This window comes from Escherichia sp. AM3, assembly GCF_032029835.1.
GTDB lineage: Bacteria > Pseudomonadota > Gammaproteobacteria > Enterobacterales > Enterobacteriaceae > Escherichia > Escherichia coli.
Genome location: NZ_JAVUPQ010000004.1, coordinates 50,477 through 68,621, shown reverse-complemented (window position 1 = coordinate 68,621; position 18,145 = coordinate 50,477). Strand labels below are relative to the sequence as shown.

Here is an 18,145-nt window from a genome sequence, read left to right as displayed (position 1 = left end):
TGATTAAAGCGATGTGGAGCCATCAATATTGCCACCATAATCATTAATGGCTTTGTAAATAACTTTTCCTGAAGACACACTGCTCGCTATATCTGTCACGGCAAAACTAACCTGACCAAAAGGCGCAACCATGCTGGAGTCGACTTTGTAGCTCTTACCGCCGCTTTCAATTGCGACGTCATTGAATGAAACGTAGTAAGGGGTTGGGTTGTTTACCTGAAGCTGCGCATTATTTAACTTCCACGTCAGTTTGGCTGGTGCTTCAGCGGGTTCACCTTTTAATCCACTTGGGCGATAAAAAAGTTTGATACGGGTACGGAAAGCCAGTTGTAATAAGTTTTTGTCTGATTCGGCATCTTTCGGCTTGGGCGGGACTTCCAGCACGTTAAACCAGAAAACACTTTCCCGGTCCGCAGGAAGTTGTGTTGTTCCAGTAAACATCACCTTTACCGTTTGCCCACGTTTAGATTCAATGCGAGATACAGGCGGCGTAGAAGTAAACGGAACTTTGATCTGGCTGGGATCCGCATTGTCATCACCTGTATCCAACCAGTTTTGAATTAGCAAGGGCCGATTGCCTTTGTTTTCCAGACGGACGTTAACATCTTTTTTATCTGCATTATATATGATACGAGTGCCGGAAATTATGATATCGGCGAATGCAGGTGCACTGGTTAACAACGTACTAATAAATAACGCGCTGACGGTTTTTTTTATAATGGGAAACATAAGCACTCCATGCTATTGTGTAATTATGTGAAAACGGAAAAATAAGGTTTGCCCGCAGGCAAACCTTATGCTTATTGCACCATTAGTTATAAGTAATGGTGTACAGTGCGTTAGTGGTAACGTGACCAGAAGTCACATCCTGGCTGTTCGGTGCTTTTACATAGGAGGCATTAAACACATATTGACCGTCGCCATTAGCATCCAAAGTCAGCAGATGTTTTTCTGCAGAGTTGTTCATGTGTACCTGTTTAATCTCAGCTGCGCCAGATTTGTTGGTCATGTTATGAACTGCAATATTCACATTCTCTGCTGGCTGAATGCCATTTACAGTGATGTTCATATTGTTATTCAAAGTACCACTAGTGTTTGCGTAGCTTGCGGAACCCATAGTTAAAGAGGCTTCTGTCTTACCAGGTTCACAATTTACAGAAATCATAAATTCTTTTGGCAACAAACCAACTGCAGTCGCGTTAACTTCCGCAAAGTTATCAGTAACATTTGCGGTATCCAGTGTTACTACGCCATCGGTAGTAATGCCGTGCATACCCGCGTCTACCACGCCGACTTTACAAGTACCAGACTGAACCAGACCGTTAAAATCAATATGACCACCATCTACAGCCAAAGCGGAACCAGAAACCATCACCAGTGCGGCGGCGAGTAATGTTTTTTTCATTACATGTGTCCTTACAAAAAAGTTATTAGTTAATATAGCTGGCGTATATTACTGAATATGTGATTATTATGTAAGTATTTGATAAATATCACTTGGCTGAATATATTTATTTGGTTTATGGATTTTTTTGTGTATAGTCTATTTTTTAGTGAATATCAGTGAATTTATTTGTTTTATTTATGATTATGGGTGTCAAGTTAGATAATTTAAAAAATGATTTTAGAATATTTAAAGTGAGGAAATTCAAAATTATGATTATTATAAGAAATAATTTTATTTTAAAGAGGGCGGTATACCTTCTATCATCAATAACCTTTTGACCTGACTTGCAAATATAAATAATTGAAATTACCAGATTACAGGTTGTGAAGTATTCAGGATAGTAAGTCTATTTTGCAACATCTCCCCATCAGGAAACACCAACTCCGGCGCGATCTCAAACAGCGGCCACAGCATAAATCCACGATTCTTCATATCGTAGTGCGGAACGGTCAGGCGTTCAGTATTTATCACTTCATTACCAAACAGCATGATGTCGAGATCCAGCGTGCGTGGTCCCCAGCGTTCAGCTTTGCGGACGCGACCTTGCTGCAATTCAATACGCTGTGTGTGATTGAGTAGCTCTTCAGGTGCAAGAGAGGTTTCCAGCGCCACGGCTGCGTTTAAGTAATCGGGTTGATCTTGCGGCCCCAGCGGTGGGGTGCGGTAAAACGAAGAAACGGTAAGAATGTGGCTTTCAGGGATATCGCCTAATGCTTTCAGGGCAGCATTGACCTGCTCCAGCGGAGAGGCCAGATTGCTGCCTATGGCAATATACGCCACTGTCATGCGGTACCCTCACGACGTGGTGCGCGTTTGCGTGGACGACGAGTACGACGACGCGGTGACGGTTCTTCATCCAGCTCGTTGAGCATCCCTTTTTGGTCTGGTGGCGCGGAAACCTGGAACTCACCCCACCATTTCACCAGACGCTGCAGTTCAGCGTTACGTTCAACTTCAGCTCGCAAGGCCAACAGGTCATAAGCCGCACGGAACTTAGGATGCTCCAGCAGTTTCCATGCGCGTTTACCCTGACGACGGGACATACGCAACTGCAACTGCCAGATATCGCGGGTTAACGTCGTCAGACGTTTCGGGATTGCCAGTGAACGGCAGGCTTCGTCCAGCACGTCGTTCATCGCCAGCGCGAAAGCGTCGTGATAGGTCAGGCCGCTTTCCTGGGCGATCTTCTGTGCCGTCTCCAGCAGTGGGTACCAGAACATGGCGGCAAACAGGAACGCCGGGTTCACGCGCATATCGTTATGGATACGCGTATCGGTATTCTTCAGCACCTGTTCAATGATCCGCTCCATCGGGCTGTCGCCATTTTCCGTGAAGTAGCGGGTAATGGTCGGGAACAGCGGCTGGAACAGATGATATTCACACAACAGCTTATAGGTTTCGTAACCGTAGCCCGCTTGTAGCAGTTTAAGCGATTCTTCAAACAGGCGTGCCGGTGGGATATCGTTCAGCAGGGTAGCGAGGCGAGGGATCGGTTCTGCGGTTTCCGGGCTGATGCGCATACCCAATTTGGCGGCAAAACGTACCGCGCGCAGCATACGTACCGGATCTTCACGGTAGCGCGTTTCCGGGTTACCAATCAGACGGATAACGCCGTCCTTCAGATCCTTCATGCCGCCAACGTAATCACGGACGGTAAAATCCGCTACGCTGTAATACAGGCTGTTGATAGTGAAATCGCGGCGCTGGGCGTCTTCTTCGATGGAGCCGAAAATGTTGTCGCGCAGCAACATGCCGTTTTGCCCGCGTTGGGAGGTCGTGCGGTCGCTGATGTTACCTTCGTGGTGTCCACGGAAGGTCGCAACTTCGATAATCTCCGGGCCAAACATCACATGAGCCAGACGGAAACGGCGACCCACAAGGCGGCAGTTACGGAACAGTTTGCGCACCTGCTCAGGCGTGGCGTTAGTGGTTACGTCAAAGTCTTTCGGCTTTTTGCCAAGTAACAGGTCGCGCACGCCGCCGCCAACCAGCCAGGCTTCGTATCCCGCTTTATTGAGCCTGTACATTACCTTCAGGGCATTTTCACTGATATCTTTGCGGGAAATAGCATGCTGCTCACGCGGGATCACCGTCACCTGTGGACGGGCGACTGCCTGTTCAGCCTCGCTTTCCTCGCGGCTTAGCACCTTGCGGCAAAAATTAGCGACTCGGGTAAAAATAGTACACCTCGGTAGTGTCAAACATCATTCAGGACAAAAAAATAGCGGCTAATCATAGCTCAGCATGACGCATTTGAGAATGTTGAATTTACAATTGCTGACTCAGGCACGGCGGTAAGCCGCCAGTTTTTGACGGCTGACTGGAGGATTTGCTCGACGCTGAAATCCTGCCAGTGTGCTTCTGCCTGCTGACCCAGAAATTGAAGTGCCGCGATTAGTACCGGGCGTGGATCGCTTTTCGGCAACGCAGGCGCATGATTCTGCTTGGAAAGTTTAGCGCCTTGTGGATTAAGCGCCAGCGGCAGATGAATGTAATCTGGCACTTTCCAGCCAAAAAGCTGGTACAGCGAGATTTGCCGCACTGTCGGTTCGATCAAATCTGCCCCGCGGACAATTTCGCTCACGCCCTGGAAGTGATCATCCACCACCACCGCCAGGTTATAGGCAAACAAACCATCACGGCGATGAATAATAAAATCTTCCCGTGCCAGTTTTTCGTCGGCGTGAATAATGCCGCGCAGCTGGTCAGTAAATTGCGTGACCGGATGCTGCTGGCGGATACGCACTGCGGCGTTGTCTGGTCCATGATGCAACACCCGGCAATGACCGTCGTAAATACCGCCAATGCTTTGAATACGCGCACGCGTGCAGGTGCAGTAATAACTTAGCCCTTGCTCATGTAACCAGGCGAGTGCTTCACGATAGGCGTCGTGACGTTGCGATTGCCAGAGAACATCGCCGTCCCAGTGCAGACCGTAATGTTCCAGCTGGCGCAGGATAGTTTCTGCGGCACCGGGAACTTCACGAGGCGGGTCGATATCTTCTATACGTACCAGCCAGCGACCTTGCCGGGCGCGAGCCTGCAAATAGCTGCCAAGCGCAGCAATCAGAGAACCAAAATGAAGCTCGCCGGAAGGAGAGGGGGCGAAGCGGCCAATATAGTGTGTGTCTGTCATCTCTTTGAACAAAAAATAAGGCGGGAGCATTTCCCGCCTGTGGTAAACGTGATGGAACGGCTGTAATTAGCCAGCCATCTGTTTTTCGCGAATTTCAGCCAGCGTTTTGCAGTCGATGCACAGATCGGCTGTCGGGCGCGCTTCCAGACGGCGAATACCAATTTCAACACCGCAGGATTCGCAGTAGCCGAAATCTTCGTCTTCCACTTTTTTCAGCGTCTTCTCGATCTTTTTGATCAGCTTACGCTCGCGATCGCGGTTACGCAGTTCGAGGCTGAACTCTTCTTCCTGGGCTGCACGGTCTACCGGGTCCGGGAAGTTGGCTGCTTCATCCTGCATATGTGTAACGGTGCGATCGACTTCATCCCTGAGTTGATTACGCCATGCTTCCAGAATACGACGGAAGTGCGCCAGCTGGGCTTCATTCATATACTCTTCGCCCGGCTTCTCCTGATATGGTTCCACCCCAGCGATGGCGAGAATACTCAGGGACGATGTTTTACGGTTTTGCCCTTCTTGCATGTTGCTTCTCCTTAACACGCACTATCGATCCCCATGTTCGGGGGAAAAATGAGGCCGCTATAAATAGCAGATGCTTTTCCGGATAGCAATTATCTAAACGTAACACTTGACAACTGTGTGAGGAAAAGCGTATTTGCGCACGCGACCAGAATGTAAATTAACCAGTTACTTACTTTACTACAATGTAACCGGCAGTGATTTTTTAAGAGCCATGCCTTCAGCAGAAATTTCCGCTTTGTAAGCCAGAATTTCTACCCCCCTCTGTTGAGCTTCTGACAATAGTTGCGCGTATTTCTCATCGATGTGGCGCGCGGGTGAAAACCGTGTAATGGCTGAATGCAGCACGGCGAAAAAGATAACCGCACGCTGGCCTTCAGCCGCTACGCTCATCAACTCCCGAAGGTGTTTCTGACCTCGTTCAGTGACCGCATCGGGAAAATATCCCTGTTCGTTCTCCGCTAACGTAACCGATTTCACTTCAATATAGCAGTCTGGACGCGAATCCGCCTGCAACATAAAGTCAATACGGCTGCGTTCTGCGCCGTATTTTACTTCGCTTTTCAGCGAGCTATAGCCTGACAGTTCTGAAATTGATTCATTAAGGATAGCCTCTTTCGTCAACCTGTTAGCCCAAAGCGTGTTGACGCAAATAAATGCGCCGCTCTGGCTTTGAGTTAATTCCCAGGTGTGTGGGTATTTCCGTTTGGTGTTGTCTGAAGTCGAATACCAGACGGTATCGCCAGGCGTTGCACAACCGGTCATCGCACCCGTATTCGGGCAGTGTAGCGTTAATTCGCGACCATCGGGTGTGATCACATCGGCTAAAAAACGTTTGTAACGCTGAATTAGCGTCGCGCGCTGTAGAGGGGGAGAAAATTCCATTGCGACAATCCTTGTTATTGCGTTAGCGCCCAGCGTTTTAGCGGCGTGTAGCGTGTGCGTCCACGGGCAAACGAGGAGGCGTAAAGGGTGAACTCCGTCACCGCATATGACCAGTTAAAACCTGGCGGCGGGATTGTCACCGCCTCGCTGGCGTCGCGCAATAAGGTAATATGTGGATGAAACGGACGATTGCTTTGAAAACAACCGCTGCGGGCAGCCTGTGAACGGAGCATATTCGCCAGCTGGATTAAGCCGCGTGGAGGCTGACGCATCCCTAACCACACCACACGCGAACGCAGCCATTGTCCGGCGTCATCAAGCGTGAGTGTGAAACCAGATTGACGAATCCGTCCGGCTAAAAGAGAAAGCGCCTTCTCTTTCTCGGCGCTCACGTCGCCTAAAAATGCCAGAGTCAGATGCAAATTATCGGCGGCGACCGGACGTCCCGCCTCAGGTGGGAAGTGTGTGGCGCGCCAGTGGATAATCTGTTCGCGGATTTCTGCAGGTAAGTCGATAGCAAAGAACAGACGTTGCGGTTCAGACATGTGAGGCACTCGGTTATGAATTACCGCGATGCTACAATGTGGCGCGAAGAATGTTAACCCTCTGGAGCGTTTTGTGTCGTCGTTGCCCGTTGCTGCCGTCTTACCTGAATTACTTACCGCTCTCGATTGTGCGCCGCAGGTATTATTAAGTGCGCCGACCGGGGCCGGGAAATCAACCTGGCTGCCGCTGCAATTGCTGGCGCATCCCGGCATTAACGGAAAAATTATCCTGCTGGAGCCGCGTCGTCTGGCGGCGCGTAACGTCGCGCAACGGCTGGCGGAGCTGCTTAACGAAAAGCCAGGCGATACCGTTGGCTACCGGATGCGTGCGCAAAACTGCGTCGGGCCGAATACCCGCCTGGAAGTAGTTACCGAAGGCGTGCTGACGCGGATGATCCAGCGTGACCCGGAACTGAGCGGTGTTGGACTGGTGATCCTTGATGAATTTCATGAGCGCAGCTTGCAGGCGGATTTGGCGTTGGCGCTGTTACTCGATGTGCAACAAGGTCTGCGTGATGACCTTAAACTGCTGATTATGTCGGCTACGCTGGACAACGACCGCTTGCAGCAAATGCTGCCAGAAGCGCCCGTCGTCATCTCAGAAGGGCGCTCGTTTCCGGTTGAACGCCGTTATTTACCGCTGCCCGCGCATCAGCGTTTTGACGAAGCCGTCGCGGTTGCCACCGCCGAAATGCTGCGTCAGGAAAGTGGATCATTACTGTTATTTTTAACTGGCGTCGGAGAAATTCAGCGTGTGCAGGAACAACTGGCTTCGCGCATCGGCAGTGATGTGTTGCTCTGCCCGCTGTATGGCGCGTTGTCGCTGAACGATCAGCGAAAAGCGATCCTCCCGGCACCGCAAGGGATGCGCAAAGTGGTGCTGGCGACCAATATTGCTGAAACCAGTTTAACCATCGAAGGTATTCGTCTGGTGGTGGATTGTGCCCAGGAGCGTGTGGCGCGCTTTGATCCGCGCACGGGGCTTACGCGGCTGATTACTCAACGCGTTAGCCAGGCATCCATGACGCAGCGTGCCGGGCGCGCCGGGCGTCTGGAGCCGGGTATCTGCCTGCATTTAATCGCCAAGGAACAAGCAGAACGCGCCGCGGCGCAAAGTGAACCGGAAATATTACAAAGCGATCTTTCCGGTTTGCTGATGGAATTACTGCAATGGGGATGCAGCGATCCGACGCAGATGAGCTGGCTGGATCAACCGCCAACGGTGAATCTACTGGCCGCGAAACGCCTGTTACGGATGCTGGGGGCGCTGGACGGTGAACGGCTTAGTGCGCAAGGGCAAAAAATGGCAGCGCTGGGTAACGATCCGCGTTTAGCGGCAATGCTGGTTAGCGCGAAGAACGACGACGAAGCTGCTACCGCGGCAAAAATTGCCGCCATTCTCGAAGAGCCGCCACGGATGGGCAATAGTGACCTGGGCGTGGCGTTTTCGCGCAATCAACCAGCCTGGCAGCAACGTAGTCAGCAACTGTTAAAACGCTTAAACGTACGCGGCGGTGAGGCAGACAGTTCGCTTATCGCGCCGCTACTTGCCGGGGCGTTTGCCGATCGCATTGCTCGCCGCCGTGGGCAAGATGGACGCTATCAACTGGCAAACGGCATGGGAGCGATGCTCGATGCCGACGACGCGCTAAGCCGCCACGAATGGTTGATCGCACCGTTATTATTGCAGGGCAGCGCCTCGCCGGATGCGCGGATTTTACTGGCGCTACCGGTCGATATTGATGAATTAGTGCGACGCTGTCCGCAGCTGGTGCAGCAATCTGACACCGTGGAATGGGATGACGCGCAAGGTACGCTGAAAGCCTGGCGTCGGCTGCAAATCGGTCAGTTGACGGTGAAAGTGCAGCCGTTGGCGAAACCGTCAGAAGACGAGTTGCATCAGGCGATGCTTAATGGCATCCGTGATAAAGGTTTAAGCGTGCTCAACTGGACGGCGGAAGCGGAACAGCTACGCTTGCGTTTGTTATGCGCCGCAAAGTGGTTGCCGGAATATGACTGGCCTGCGGTTGATAATGAAAGTTTGTTGGCGACGCTGGAAACGTGGCTGCTGCCACATATGACCGGCGTGCATTCACTACGCGGCCTGAAATCACTCGACATTTATCAGGCACTACGCGGATTACTTGATTGGGGAATGCAGCAACGTCTGGATAGTGAATTGCCTGCGCATTACACTGTGCCGACGGGAAGCCGGATCTCCATTCGTTATCATGAAGATAACCCGCCCGCGCTGGCGGTGAGAATGCAGGAGATGTTTGGTGAGGCCACCAATCCGACGATCGCCCAGGGGCGCGTGCCGCTGGTGCTGGAGTTGCTTTCCCCTGCCCAAAGGCCATTACAAATCACACGAGATTTGAGCGCCTTCTGGAAAGGAGCGTACCGTGAGGTGCAAAAAGAGATGAAAGGGCGTTATCCCAAACATGTCTGGCCGGACGACCCGGCAAACACTGCACCGACGCGACGGACGAAAAAGTATTCGTAAGGTTGGTTTTCTCCCTCTCCCTGTGGGAGAGGGCCGGGGTGAGGGCATCAGCGCGCACGGGGGCCCCCCCCCCCACCCCCACCCCCCAGCGGGCGGGGGGCCGGGCGGGCCCGCCAAACACGCCCCGGCCGCCCCGCCCTAAACATTCTTCCTAGGGTGGGTTTCCCCCCCCCCCCGGGGGGCGGGGGGGGGGGGGCGGCCCTCAGCGCGCACGTTCACCCTCACCCTAACCCTCTCCCTCAAGGGAGAGGGGACCGATCGAGCACAAATTTTGAGAGATATCTTCTTCTGTCTTGTAACAGAAGAACAGAAAATCGGGCTTTTGCGCCTGAATATTGCGGAGAAAAAGCATGGCCGGGAATGACCGCGAGCCAATTGGACGCAAAGGGAAACCGACGCGTCCGGTCAAACAAAAGGTAAGCCGTCGTCGTTACGAAGATGACGATGATTACGACGATTATGATGACTATGAGGATGAAGAACCGATGCCGCGCAAAGGTAAGGGCAAAGGCAAAGGGCGTAAGCCTCGTGGCAAACGCGGCTGGCTATGGCTACTGCTAAAACTGGCTATCGTTTTTGCCGTGCTGATCGCCATTTACGGCGTTTATCTCGATCAAAAAATTCGTAGCCGTATTGATGGCAAGGTCTGGCAACTGCCTGCGGCAGTTTATGGCCGAATGGTCAATCTTGAGCCAGACATGACCATCAGCAAGAACGAGATGGTGAAGCTGCTGGAGGCGACCCAGTATCGTCAGGTGTCGAAAATGACCCGTCCTGGCGAATTTACCGTGCAGGCTAACAGCATTGAGATGATCCGCCGTCCGTTTGATTTCCCGGACAGCAAAGAAGGGCAGGTGCGTGCGCGTTTGACCTTTGATGGCGATCATCTGGCGACCATCGTCAATATGGAGAACAACCGTCAGTTCGGCTTCTTCCGTCTTGATCCGCGCCTGATCACCATGATCTCCTCGCCAAACGGTGAACAACGTCTGTTTGTGCCGCGCAGTGGTTTCCCTGATTTGCTGGTGGATACTTTGCTGGCGACAGAAGACCGTCATTTTTACGAGCATGACGGCATCAGCCTCTACTCCATCGGACGTGCGGTGCTGGCAAACCTGACCGCAGGTCGCACGGTGCAGGGTGCGAGTACGCTGACGCAACAGCTGGTGAAAAACCTGTTCCTCTCCAGCGAGCGCTCTTACTGGCGTAAAGCGAACGAAGCCTATATGGCGTTGATCATGGATGCGCGTTACAGCAAAGATCGCATTCTTGAGCTGTATATGAATGAGGTGTATCTCGGTCAGAGCGGCGACAACGAAATTCGTGGCTTCCCGCTGGCGAGCCTGTACTACTTTGGTCGCCCGGTAGAAGAGTTGAGCCTTGACCAGCAGGCGCTGTTAGTTGGCATGGTGAAAGGGGCGTCCATCTACAACCCGTGGCGTAACCCGAAACTGGCGCTGGAGCGACGTAATCTGGTGCTGCGTTTGCTACAACAACAGCAGATTATCGATGGTGAACTGTATGAAATGCTCAGCGCGCGTCCTCTGGGCGTACAGCCGCGCGGTGGGGTAATCTCTCCACAGCCAGCCTTTATGCAACTGGTGCGTCAGGAGTTGCAGGCGAAATTAGGCGATAAGGTAAAAGATCTGTCCGGCGTGAAGATCTTCACTACCTTTGACTCGGTGGCCCAGGACGCGGCAGAAAAAGCCGCCGTGGAAGGCATTCCGGCACTGAAGAAACAGCGTAAGCTGAGCGATCTGGAAACCGCGATTGTGGTCGTCGACCGCTTTAGTGGTGAAGTTCGTGCGATGGTCGGAGGTTCTGAGCCGCAGTTTGCGGGCTACAACCGTGCGATGCAGGCGCGTCGTTCGATTGGTTCCCTTGCAAAACCAGCGACTTATCTGACTGCCTTAAGCCAGCCGAAAATCTATCGCCTGAACACGTGGATTGCGGATGCGCCAATCGCGCTGCGTCAGCCGAATGGCCAGGTCTGGTCACCGCAGAACGATGATCGTCGTTATAGCGAAAGTGGCAGAGTGATGCTGGTGGATGCGTTGACCCGTTCGATGAACGTGCCGACGGTAAATCTGGGGATGGCACTGGGGCTGCCTGCGGTTACGGAGACCTGGATCAAACTGGGCGTGCCGAAAGATCAGCTGCATCCGGTTCCGGCGATGCTGCTGGGGGCGTTGAACTTAACGCCAATCGAAGTGGCGCAGGCATTCCAGACCATCGCCAGCGGTGGTAACCGTGCACCGCTTTCTGCGCTGCGTTCGGTAATCGCGGAAGATGGCAAAGTGCTGTATCAGAGCTTCCCGCAGGCGGAACGCGCTGTTCCGGCGCAGGCGGCGTATCTGACACTATGGACCATGCAGCAGGTTGTACAACGCGGTACGGGTCGTCAGCTTGGGGCGAAATACCCGAACCTGCATCTGGCAGGGAAAACAGGGACTACTAACAATAACGTAGATACCTGGTTTGCGGGCATTGACGGCAGCACGGTGACCATCACCTGGGTAGGCCGTGATAACAACCAGCCGACCAAACTGTATGGAGCCAGCGGGGCAATGTCGATTTATCAGCGTTATCTGGCTAACCAGACGCCAACACCGCTGAATCTTGTTCCGCCAGAAGATATTGCAGATATGGGCGTGGACTACGACGGCAACTTTGTTTGCAGCGGTGGCATGCGTGTCTTGCCGGTCTGGACCAGCGATCCGCAATCGCTGTGCCAGCAGAGTGAGATGCAGCAGCAGCCGTCAAGCAATCCGTTTGATCAGTCTTCTCAGCCGCAGCAACAGCCGCAACAGCAACCTGCTCAGCAACAGCCGCAACAGCAACCTGCTCAGCAAGAGCAGAAAGACAGCGACGGTGTAGCCGGTTGGATTAAAGATATGTTTGGTAGTAATTAACGTCTAAGCGTGAAATACCGGATGGCGAGTTGCCATCCGGTAAAATAACATCCCACCCAAAGTATTAACCCTTTCTTTTCATCTGGTTGTTTATTAACCCTTCAGGAACGCTCAGATTGCGTACCGCTTGCGAACCCGCCAGCGTTTCGAATATTATCTTATCTTTATAATAATCATTCTCGTTTACGTTATCATTCACTTTACATCAGAGATATACCAATGGCGCGTTCCAAAACTGCTCAGCCAAAACACTCACTGCGTAAAATCGCAGTTGTAGTAGCCACAGCGGTTAGCGGCATGTCTGTTTATGCACAGGCAGCGGTTGAACCGAAAGAAGACACTATCACCGTTACCGCTGCACCTGCGCCGCAAGAAAGCGCATGGGGGCCTGCTGCAACTATTGCGGCGCGACAGTCAGCTACCGGCACTAAAACCGATACGCCGATTCAAAAAGTGCCACAGTCTATTTCTGTTGTGACCGCCGAAGAGATGGCGCTGCATCAGCCGAAGTCGGTAAAAGAAGCGCTTAGCTACACGCCGGGTGTCTCTGTTGGTACGCGTGGCGCATCCAACACCTATGACCACCTGATCATTCGCGGTTTTGCGGCAGAAGGCCAAAGCCAGAATAACTATCTGAATGGCCTGAAGTTGCAGGGCAACTTCTATAACGATGCGGTCATTGATCCGTATATGCTGGAACGCGCTGAAATTATGCGTGGCCCGGTTTCCGTGCTTTACGGTAAAAGCAGTCCTGGCGGTCTGTTGAATATGGTCAGCAAGCGTCCGACCACCGAACCGCTCAAAGAAGTTCAGTTTAAAGCCGGTACTGACAGCCTGTTCCAGACTGGTTTTGACTTTAGCGATGCGCTGGATGATGACGGCGTTTACTCTTATCGCCTGACCGGTCTTGCGCGTTCTGCCAATGCCCAGCAGAAAGGGTCAGAAGAGCAGCGTTATGCTATTGCACCGGCGTTCACCTGGCGTCCGGATGATAAAACCAATTTCACCTTCCTTTCTTACTTCCAGAACGAGCCGGAAACCGGTTATTACGGCTGGTTGCCGAAAGAGGGAACCGTTGAGCCGCTGCCGAACGGTAAGCGTCTGCCGACAGACTTTAATGAAGGGGCGAAGAACAACACCTATTCTCGTAATGAGAAGATGGTCGGCTACAGCTTCGATCACGAATTTAACGACACCTTTACTGTGCGTCAGAACCTGCGCTTTGCTGAAAACAAAACCTCGCAAAACAGCGTTTATGGTTACGGCGTCTGCTCCGATCCGGCGAATGCTTACAGCAAACAGTGTGCGGCATTAGCGCCAGCGGATAAAGGCCATTATCTGGCACGTAAATACGTCGTTGATGATGAGAAGCTGCAAAACTTCTCCGTTGATACCCAGTTGCAGAGCAAGTTTGCCACTGGCGATATCGACCACACCCTGCTGACCGGTGTCGACTTTATGCGTATGCGTAATGACATCAACGCCTGGTTTGGTTACGACGACTCTGTGCCACTGCTCAATCTGTACAATCCGGTGAATACCGATTTCGACTTCAATGCCAAAGATCCGGCAAACTCCGGCCCTTACCGCATTCTGAATAAGCAGAAACAAACGGGCGTTTATGTTCAGGATCAGGCGCAGTGGGATAAAGTGCTGGTCACCCTGGGCGGTCGTTATGACTGGGCAGATCAAGAATCTCTTAACCGCGTTGCCGGGACGACCGATAAACGTGATGACAAACAGTTTACCTGGCGTGGTGGTGTTAACTACCTGTTTGATAATGGTGTAACACCTTACTTCAGCTATAGCGAATCGTTTGAACCTTCTTCGCAAGTTGGGAAGGATGGTAATATTTTCGCACCGTCTAAAGGTAAGCAGTATGAAGTCGGCGTGAAATATGTACCGGAAGATCGTCCGATTGTAGTTACTGGTGCCGTGTATAATCTCACTAAAACAAACAACCTGATGGCGGACCCTGAGGGTTCCTTCTTCTCGGTTGAAGGTGGCGAGATCCGCGCTCGTGGCGTAGAAATCGAAGCGAAAGCGGCGCTGTCGGCGAGTGTTAACGTAGTCGGTTCTTATACTTACACCGATGCGGAATACACCACCGATACTACCTATAAAGGCAATACGCCTGCACAGGTGCCAAAACACATGGCTTCGTTGTGGGCTGACTACACCTTCTTTGACGGTCCGCTTTCAGGTCTGACGCTGGGCACCGGTGGTCGTTATACTGGCTCCAGTTATGGTGATCCGGCTAACTCCTTTAAAGTGGGAAGTTATACGGTCGTGGATGCGTTAGTACGTTATGATCTGGCGCGAGTCGGCATGGCTGGCTCCAACGTGGCGCTGCATGTTAACAACCTGTTCGATCGTGAATACGTCGCCAGCTGCTTTAACACTTATGGCTGCTTCTGGGGCGCAGAACGTCAGGTCGTTGCAACCGCAACCTTCCGTTTCTAATTTCTCTTTTGGGGCACGGATTTCCGTGCCCATTTCACAAGTTGGCTGTTATGCAGGAATACACGAATCATTCCGATACCACTTTTGCACTGCGTAATATCTCCTTTCGTGTGCCCGGGCGCACGCTTTTGCATCCGCTGTCGTTAACCTTTCCTGCCGGGAAAGTGACCGGTCTGATTGGTCACAACGGTTCTGGTAAATCCACTCTGCTCAAAATGCTTGGCCGTCATCAGCCGCCGTCGGAAGGGGAGATTCTTCTTGATGCCCAACCGCTGGAAAGCTGGAGCAGCAAAGCGTTTGCCCGCAAAGTGGCTTATTTGCCGCAGCAGCTTCCTCCGGCAGAAGGGATGACCGTGCGTGAACTGGTGGCGATTGGTCGTTACCCGTGGCATGGCGCGCTGGGGCGCTTTGGGGCGGCAGATCGCGAAAAAGTCGAGGAAGCTATCTCGCTGGTTGGCTTAAAACCGCTGGCGCATCGGCTGGTCGATAGTCTCTCTGGCGGCGAACGTCAGCGGGCGTGGATCGCCATGCTGGTGGCGCAGGATAGCCGTTGTCTGTTGCTCGACGAACCGACCTCGGCGCTGGATATCGCCCACCAGGTTGATGTGCTGTCGCTGGTGCACCGTTTAAGTCAGGAGCGTGGCCTGACGGTCATTGCCGTGTTGCACGATATCAATATGGCGGCACGCTACTGTGATTATCTGGTCGCCCTGCGCGGCGGTGAAATGATTGCTCAGGGAACGCCTGCGGAAATTATGCGCGGCGAAACCCTCGAAATGATTTATGGCATCCCGATGGGTATTTTGCCGCATCCGGCGGGTGCTGCACCTGTGAGTTTTGTTTATTGATGAGCGGCTTACCTCTTATTTCGCGCCGTCGACTGTTAACGGCGATGGCGCTTTCCCCGTTGTTATGGCAGATGAATACCGCCCACGCGGCGGCTATTGATCCCAATCGTATTGTGGCGCTGGAGTGGTTGCCGGTGGAATTACTGCTGGCGCTCGGCATCGTGCCTTACGGCGTGGCGGATACCATCAACTATCGCCTGTGGGTCAGCGAACCACCATTGCCGGACTCAGTGATCGACGTCGGTTTGCGCACAGAACCTAACCTTGAACTGCTGACCGAAATGAAACCATCGTTTATGGTCTGGTCGGCAGGATATGGCCCTTCACCAGAAATGCTGGCTCGTATTGCGCCGGGGCGTGGATTTAACTTCAGCGATGGCAAACAGCCGCTGGCGATGGCGCGTAAGTCACTGACGGAAATGGCAGATTTACTTAACCTGCAAAGCGCAGCAGAAACGCATTTAGCGCACTATGAAGACTTTATCCGCAGCATGAAACCCCGCTTTGTGAAGCGTGGTGAACGCCCGTTATTGCTGACGACGCTTATCGATCCGCGCCATATGCTGGTTTTCGGTCCAAACAGCTTGTTTCAGGAAATTCTTGATGAGTACGGCATCCCAAATGCCTGGCAAGGGGAAACCAACTTCTGGGGCAGTACCGCCGTCAGCATCGATCGTCTGGCGGCGTATAAAGATGTTGATGTGCTCTGTTTTGATCACGACAACAGCAAAGACATGGACGCGCTAATGGCAACCCCGCTGTGGCAGGCCATGCCGTTTGTCCGCGCCGGACGCTTTCAGCGCGTACCCGCAGTCTGGTTTTATGGTGCGACGCTCTCGGCAATGCACTTTGTGCGCGTTCTGGATAACGCCATCGGAGGTAAAGCGTGAGTAAACGAATTGCGCTTTTTCCGGCGTTATTGCTGGCGTTGCTGGTGATTGCCGCTACGGCGCTGACCTGGATGAACTTCTCGCAGGCGCTGCCGCGTAGCCAGTGGGCGCAGGCTGCCTGGTCGCCGGATATTGACGTCATCGAGCAGATGATTTTTCACTACAGCTTGTTGCCGCGTCTGGCGATTTCGCTGCTGGTGGGCGCGGGCCTGGGGCTGGTGGGCGTGCTGTTTCAGCAAGTGCTGCGTAACCCTCTGGCGGAACCGACGACGTTGGGCGTTGCAACAGGCGCGCAACTGGGGATTACCGTCACTACGCTCTGGGCGATCCCAGGTGCTATGGCGAGCCAGTTTGCTGCGCTGGCTGGGGCTTGCGTTGTTGGCTTAATTGTCTTTGGCGTCGCGTGGGGGAAACGGCTGTCGCCGGTAACGCTGATTCTCGCGGGGCTGGTAGTGAGCCTTTATTGTGGGGCAATCAATCAGTTACTGGTTATCTTCCATCATGACCAGTTGCAAAGCATGTTCCTGTGGAGCACCGGAACGCTGACGCAAACCGACTGGGGCGGCGTTGAGCGTTTATGGCCGCAGTTGCTGGGCGGCGTGATGCTGACGTTACTGCTACTTCGTCCGTTAACCCTGATGGGGCTTGATGATGGCGTGGCGCGCAATCTCGGGCTGGCCTTGTCGCTCGCGCGTCTGGCGGCGCTGTCGCTGGCGATAGTCATCAGTGCGCTGCTGGTGAACGCAGTGGGGATTATCGGCTTTATCGGGTTGTTCGCGCCACTGCTGGCAAAAATGCTGGGGGCGCGGCGTTTGTTGCCACGGTTGATGCTGGCGTCGCTGATTGGTGCGTTAATTCTGTGGCTTTCTGATCAAATCATCCTCTGGCTGACTCGCGTGTGGATGGAAGTTTCCACCGGTTCGGTCACTGCGTTGATCGGTGCGCCGCTGCTACTGTGGCTGTTGCCGCGTTTACGCAGCATTAGCGCGCCGGATATGAAGGTCAACGATCGTGTCGCGGCTGAACGCCAACATGTGCTGGCGTTTGCCCTCGCGGGCGGCGTGCTGCTGTTGATGGCTGTGGTGGTGGCGCTGTCGTTTGGTCGTGATGCGCACGGCTGGACGTGGGCGAGCGGGGCGTTGCTCGAGGATTTAATGCCCTGGCGCTGGCCGCGAATTATGGCGGCGCTGTTTGCGGGCGTCATGCTGGCGGTGGCGGGCTGTATTATTCAGCGACTGACCGGAAACCCGATGGCAAGCCCGGAAGTGCTGGGGATTAGCTCCGGCGCGGCGTTTGGCGTGGTGTTGATGCTGTTTCTGGTGCCGGGTAATGCCTTTGGCTGGCTGTTACCTGCAGGCAGTCTCGGCGCGGCGGTGACGCTGTTGATCATTATGATCGCCGCCGGCCGCGGTGGATTTTCCCCACACCGTATGTTACTGGCGGGGATGGCGTTAAGCACCGCGTTCACCATGCTTTTGATGATGTTGCAGGCAAGTGGTGACCCGCGAATGGCGCAAGTGCTGACCTGGATTTCCGGTTCGACCTACAACGCGACCGATGCGCAGGTCTGGCGCACCGGAATTGTGATGGTGATTTTGCTGGCGATTACCCCGCTGTGCCGCCGCTGGCTGACCATTTTACCGCTGGGTGGTGATACCGCCCGAGCCGTAGGAATGGCGCTGACGCCGACGCGAATTGCGCTGCTGCTGTTAGCGGCTTGCCTGACGGCGACCGCGACGATGACTATTGGACCGTTGAGTTTTGTTGGTTTAATGGCACCGCATATTGCGCGGATGATGGGTTTTCGACGGACGATGCCACACATCGTAATTTCGGCGCTGGTGGGTGGTTTACTGCTGGTGTTCGCTGACTGGTGTGGGCGGATGGTGCTGTTTCCGTTCCAGATCCCGGCGGGGCTGCTGTCGACCTTTATCGGCGCGCCATATTTTATCTATTTGCTGAGAAAGCAGAGCCGTTAATTTTTCCATATAACGGCC

At 53.4% G+C, this 18,145-nt stretch carries 14 protein-coding genes; 6 read left to right on the top strand and 8 right to left on the bottom strand.

Going from position 1 to position 18,145, the window contains the following annotated elements; all coding sequences use genetic code 11:
- Positions 1-3 precede the first annotated feature (3 nt).
- The 8 genes from RTW80_RS03315 to thpR all read right to left on the bottom strand — a co-directional run bounded on the left by RTW80_RS03315 (position 4) and on the right by thpR (position 6,532).
- Positions 4-729, bottom strand: a complete 726-nt coding sequence (locus tag RTW80_RS03315; protein WP_000483959.1) for a fimbrial chaperone — start codon at positions 727-729, stop codon at positions 4-6.
- A gap of 82 nt (positions 730-811) precedes the next feature.
- Positions 812-1,405, bottom strand: a complete 594-nt coding sequence (locus RTW80_RS03310; protein WP_000751935.1) for a fimbrial protein — start codon at positions 1,403-1,405, stop codon at positions 812-814.
- Positions 1,406-1,753: 348 nt separating this feature from the next.
- Positions 1,754-2,233: a 2-amino-4-hydroxy-6-hydroxymethyldihydropteridine diphosphokinase gene (gene folK / locus RTW80_RS03305; RefSeq protein WP_000215137.1), complete on the bottom strand. Its 480-nt coding sequence runs from the start codon at positions 2,231-2,233 to the stop codon at positions 1,754-1,756.
- Positions 2,230-3,627: a polynucleotide adenylyltransferase PcnB gene (gene pcnB / locus RTW80_RS03300; protein ID WP_012304915.1), complete on the bottom strand. Its 1,398-nt coding sequence runs from the start codon at positions 3,625-3,627 to the stop codon at positions 2,230-2,232. The genes folK and pcnB overlap by 4 nt, the downstream gene beginning before the upstream one ends.
- 59 nt (positions 3,628-3,686) lie before the next feature.
- Positions 3,687-4,583 carry a tRNA glutamyl-Q(34) synthetase GluQRS gene (gluQRS, locus tag RTW80_RS03295; RefSeq protein ID WP_000132643.1) on the bottom strand — a complete coding sequence of 299 codons (897 nt, stop codon included), beginning with the start codon at positions 4,581-4,583 and terminating at the stop codon, positions 3,687-3,689.
- 66 nt (positions 4,584-4,649) lie between these two features.
- Positions 4,650-5,105 (bottom strand): RNA polymerase-binding protein DksA, encoded by a 456-nt coding sequence (dksA, locus tag RTW80_RS03290; RefSeq protein ID WP_001155227.1) that lies wholly within the window; start codon positions 5,103-5,105, stop codon positions 4,650-4,652.
- Positions 5,106-5,282: 177 nt separating this feature from the next.
- Complete coding sequence (gene sfsA, locus RTW80_RS03285; RefSeq protein ID WP_000396036.1) at positions 5,283-5,987, bottom strand: DNA/RNA nuclease SfsA; 705 nt, start codon at positions 5,985-5,987, stop codon at positions 5,283-5,285.
- Between the two features lie 14 nt (positions 5,988-6,001).
- The gene (gene thpR, locus RTW80_RS03280) at positions 6,002-6,532 is read right to left on the bottom strand and encodes an RNA 2',3'-cyclic phosphodiesterase (protein WP_001294693.1); all 531 of its coding nucleotides are present in this window, start codon (positions 6,530-6,532) and stop codon (positions 6,002-6,004) included.
- A 73-nt stretch (positions 6,533-6,605) separates the two neighbouring features.
- On the opposite strand from thpR, the gene hrpB reads away from it, so the two are divergent.
- From hrpB to fhuB, 6 genes are all read left to right on the top strand, one after another.
- Positions 6,606-9,035 carry an ATP-dependent helicase HrpB gene (hrpB, locus tag RTW80_RS03275; RefSeq protein ID WP_074152917.1) on the top strand — a complete coding sequence of 810 codons (2,430 nt, stop codon included), beginning with the start codon at positions 6,606-6,608 and terminating at the stop codon, positions 9,033-9,035.
- Between the two features lie 350 nt (positions 9,036-9,385).
- Positions 9,386-11,947 (top strand): bifunctional glycosyl transferase/transpeptidase, encoded by a 2,562-nt coding sequence (gene mrcB, locus RTW80_RS03270; RefSeq protein ID WP_063119252.1) that lies wholly within the window; start codon positions 9,386-9,388, stop codon positions 11,945-11,947.
- Positions 11,948-12,166: 219 nt separating this feature from the next.
- Positions 12,167-14,410, top strand: coding sequence for a ferrichrome porin FhuA (gene fhuA, locus RTW80_RS03265; protein ID WP_000124421.1), 2,244 nt, complete (start codon positions 12,167-12,169; stop codon positions 14,408-14,410).
- Between the two features lie 50 nt (positions 14,411-14,460).
- On the top strand, positions 14,461-15,258 hold the full coding sequence (gene fhuC, locus RTW80_RS03260; RefSeq protein WP_001158931.1) for a Fe3+-hydroxamate ABC transporter ATP-binding protein FhuC: 798 nt from the start codon (positions 14,461-14,463) through the stop codon (positions 15,256-15,258).
- Positions 15,258-16,148: a Fe(3+)-hydroxamate ABC transporter substrate-binding protein FhuD gene (fhuD, locus tag RTW80_RS03255; RefSeq protein ID WP_000015990.1), complete on the top strand. Its 891-nt coding sequence runs from the start codon at positions 15,258-15,260 to the stop codon at positions 16,146-16,148. Before fhuC ends, fhuD begins: the two co-directional genes overlap by 1 nt.
- Entirely contained in the window at positions 16,145-18,127 is a 1,983-nt protein-coding gene (fhuB, locus tag RTW80_RS03250) for a Fe(3+)-hydroxamate ABC transporter permease FhuB (RefSeq protein WP_001408255.1), read from the top strand. Before fhuD ends, fhuB begins: the two co-directional genes overlap by 4 nt.
- The last annotated feature ends 18 nt before the right edge of the window (positions 18,128-18,145 follow it).

Bases quoted from the DNA above. Each gene is read 5' to 3' on its own strand.
- dksA (WP_001155227.1), bottom strand. From the start codon at position 5,105: ATGCAAGAAGGGCAAAACCGTAAAACATCGTCCCTGAGTATTCTCGCC.
- thpR (WP_001294693.1), bottom strand. From the start codon at position 6,532: ATGTCTGAACCGCAACGTCTGTTCTTTGCTATCGACTTACCTGCAGAA.
- RTW80_RS03310 (WP_000751935.1), bottom strand. From the start codon at position 1,405: ATGAAAAAAACATTACTCGCCGCCGCACTGGTGATGGTTTCTGGTTCC.
- gluQRS (WP_000132643.1), bottom strand. From the start codon at position 4,583: ATGACAGACACACACTATATTGGCCGCTTCGCCCCCTCTCCTTCCGGC.
- mrcB (WP_063119252.1), top strand. From the start codon at position 9,386: ATGGCCGGGAATGACCGCGAGCCAATTGGACGCAAAGGGAAACCGACG.
- RTW80_RS03315 (WP_000483959.1), bottom strand. From the start codon at position 729: ATGTTTCCCATTATAAAAAAAACCGTCAGCGCGTTATTTATTAGTACG.
- folK (WP_000215137.1), bottom strand. From the start codon at position 2,233: ATGACAGTGGCGTATATTGCCATAGGCAGCAATCTGGCCTCTCCGCTG.
- fhuD (WP_000015990.1), top strand. From the start codon at position 15,258: ATGAGCGGCTTACCTCTTATTTCGCGCCGTCGACTGTTAACGGCGATG.
- sfsA (WP_000396036.1), bottom strand. From the start codon at position 5,987: ATGGAATTTTCTCCCCCTCTACAGCGCGCGACGCTAATTCAGCGTTAC.
- fhuA (WP_000124421.1), top strand. From the start codon at position 12,167: ATGGCGCGTTCCAAAACTGCTCAGCCAAAACACTCACTGCGTAAAATC.
- fhuC (WP_001158931.1), top strand. From the start codon at position 14,461: ATGCAGGAATACACGAATCATTCCGATACCACTTTTGCACTGCGTAAT.